Here is a 1,249-nt window from a genome sequence, read left to right as displayed (position 1 = left end):
AAGGCCTCGTATCTTTCCCCTGCCGAATCCATCACTGCCGATGGCACGATGAACCAGGCCGGTCGAGGTGATGTCGATAAGGCTTTGGGCCAAGCGCAAGGCGATGAGCCAAGCGCCCAAGCCCGTGGGTCAGATGGACAGCCCTGACCGTTTCTTCGTTCAAGAGACCGAACGGTAACTTGGGCCGTGGCATCGCCTGTGCCGTTGAGCCCGCATATGAGGAAGGTCGGAACGATGGATGCCTTGATTCGCTTCTGGCTGGGCATCGATGTGTCCAAGAAGAAGCTCGATGTGGCTTTGCTCGATGAGCGCGGCAAGTTCAAGCAGCGTGTGTTCGCCAATGAGGTGGCGGGCTTTGCGCAGTTGATGCATTGGTTGAGTGAGCGCGGTGTGCCACCTTCTCAAAGCAGGGTCTGCATGGAAGCCACCGGCTCCTACAGCGAGGCCTGTGCGACTGCACTGGCCGATGCCGGCTGGGTCGTGGCGGTGGTCAATCCGGCTCGCGTCAAAGGCTTTGCTCTTGGCGAGATGGTGCGCAACAAGACGGACCGGACGGACGCGTGCCTGCTTGCGCGTTTCTGCCTCAAGCACGAACCCGAAGCATGGGTGCCTGCACCTCTTGAGGTGCGCCATTTGCGCGCGCTGGTGGATCGCCTGCAGATCATCAAAGACATGCAGCAGCAGGAATTCAACCGGCTCGAAGCGCATGCAGGTAACGCGACGCTTGAGGCTTCCATCCGCGATCACATTGCCTGGCTGCAGCGCTGTGCGGACGAACTGCAACGCGACATCGACGATCACATCGACGGCCACCCACAACTGCGCAGGGACGCCGACTTGATCGAAAGCATTCCCGGCATCGGCCAAGTCACCGCGCCCAAGGTGCTCGCATTCCTGGGGAATGTGAGGCGATTCAAGAACGCCAAGGCTTTGGCCGCCTTCATTGGCGTGACACCACGGCTCAAGGAATCAGGCAGCTCGGTGCGAGGTCGCTCGATGATCAGCCGGGCCGGTCACAGCGAGATGAGGCGCGCGTTGTACATGCCGGCCCTGGTGGCCTCGCGACACAACCCGGCGGTGAAGGCCTTTGGCGATCGACTGCGCGGCGCAGGCATGGCGCCCAAGGCCGTCGTCGGCGCTTGCATGCACAAGCTGGCGATGCTGATTTACGGCGTGCTGCGCTCAGGCCAGCCGTTCAACCCTCAAATCGCGATGCCGGGGCTTGCAATTCAAGACGGTATCTGACCCC

Annotated in this window: 1 protein-coding gene; it reads left to right on the top strand. The window is 61.5% G+C overall.

The window, feature by feature from the left end:
• The first annotated feature begins 234 nt into the window (after nucleotides 1–234).
• The gene (locus tag I7X39_RS22970) at nucleotides 235–1,245 is read left to right on the top strand and encodes an IS110 family RNA-guided transposase (protein WP_198113694.1); all 1,011 of its coding nucleotides are present in this window, start codon (nucleotides 235–237) and stop codon (nucleotides 1,243–1,245) included.
• The last annotated feature ends 4 nt before the right edge of the window (nucleotides 1,246–1,249 follow it).

Origin of the sequence: Inhella proteolytica (assembly GCF_016093275.1) — a bacterium.
Taxonomy (GTDB): Bacteria; Pseudomonadota; Gammaproteobacteria; order Burkholderiales; family Burkholderiaceae_C; genus Inhella; species Inhella proteolytica.
Note: the sequence above shows the minus strand (reverse complement) of the source record. Positions and strands in the feature narration are given on the sequence as shown.

Coding starts and splice junctions, on each gene's coding strand:
- I7X39_RS22970 (WP_198113694.1), top strand. CDS start 235: ATGGATGCCTTGATTCGCTTCTGGCTGGGCATCGATGTGTCCAAGAAG.